Source organism: Acinetobacter sp. YH12039 (assembly GCF_013420015.1).
Lineage (GTDB): Bacteria > Pseudomonadota > Gammaproteobacteria > Pseudomonadales > Moraxellaceae > Acinetobacter > Acinetobacter amyesii.
Genome location: NZ_VOZA01000121.1, coordinates 1 through 1,489 on the forward strand (window position 1 = coordinate 1; position 1,489 = coordinate 1,489).

General features: G+C 60.4%; 1 protein-coding gene. It reads right to left on the reverse strand.

The window, feature by feature from the left end; all coding sequences use genetic code 11:
• Positions 1 to 235: 235 nt before the first annotated feature.
• Positions 236 to 1,489: IS91-like element ISVsa3 family transposase (locus FTT98_RS17725; protein WP_180177620.1), on the reverse strand; the 1,254-nt coding region annotated here is incomplete at its 5' end.

Consider the following 1,489-nt stretch of genomic DNA (forward strand, 5'->3'; position numbering starts at 1 on the left):
ACGTATAGGAAGAATAAACGCCCTTTTCACCCAAGTCCAACAGCTTTGGACCGCAGTTGACTCTTTCGACACCCCTGCGATGCAACCCAATCCGGCTGACGGGGAGCCAGCAACGCTGAAAATTTACCCTCCTCTTTCCCACTAGCGGCTCCTTTTCCGACAACCAGCACGGCGGATCCCTGCCGCGGCGCTGTGAACGCAGCATTTTGATTGGTATCGTTGGCCTTCAGGCTCGTCAGTCAAACAGACCCAGGAGCAGCTCAGCCGGTGGCGCCCGGCTTTCGGGTAACGCCCTGGTCCCGCTGGTTTCGGCTTTGTGCTTCAGGTGATCAAGGATCTGCTTGATCACTATAGGGTCTTCAATGCAGGCGATGACTTTCATGGCGCCGCCGCAGCCGCTGCAGGTCTCGATGTCGATATTGAAAACACGCTTGAGCCGTTGCGCCCATGTCATCGACGCTCGCCGTTGTGCTGGTGTTGCCGGTTCATCAGCCACCCTGACCTTGTTGCCCCTGCCCCGTTTTGCCGGCGTGACCAACGCCCGGTGCCGACTGTTGGGTGCGAACACCCCGTGGAAGCGGGTTAGGTTGACTCTGGGCTTCGGTACCAGGGCGGCCAGCCTTGCAATGAAATCCAATGGTTCGAAAATGACGTGCGTGGTGCCGTCCCGGTACGGCGTCTTGAGCTGGTAGCGCACGTTGCCGCCTCGTGTTAACGACAGCCGCTTCTCGGATACCGCCGGGCGGCTGATGTACCGGCACAGCCGTTCGAGCTTCTTGCGTTCATCGGCCCTGGCCGCCACGCCGGCGTGCAGGCTGAACCCGGCTACCTTGCCAATCCCGTCACCGAACGGATCACCACTGGTCGGCAGAGTTTGCAAAGTGAACACCTTTCGCCCCGCCTGTGAACCGACAGCGATACGGTAAGTGATCGAGTGCCCCAGCAGGGGTGTCATCGGGTCGTCATCCACCGCATCCGAGGCCAGATAGCTGTTTTCGACATCCCGTTCCAGCAGGCCTTGCCGTTCCAGATAGCGACCCACCCGGTGGGCGATGGTGTGCGTCAGCTGGGTGAGCTCTGGGCTGGTCGGCGCCTTGACCCAGCGGAAACGCGCTGAGCCGTGGGATTGCTCGACATACACACCGTCGAGAAACAGCATGTGGAAGTGAACATTCAGATTGAGCGCCGATCCAAAACGCTGGATCAGGGTGACCGCGCCCGTCTTGGCCACTTGGTGGGTATGGCCCGCTTTCTTGACCAGGTGCGTGGCAATGACGCGGTAAACGATGCCCAGCACCCACCCCATGATCTCGGGCCGGCTGGCAAACAGGAAACGCAGCTGAAACGGGAAGCTCAACACCCACTGACGCATGGGTTGTTCAGGCAGTACTTCATCAACCAGCAAGGCGGCACTTTCGGCCATCCGCCGCGCCCCACAGCTCGGGCAGAAACCGCGACGCTTACAGCTGAAAGCGACCAGGTGCTCGGC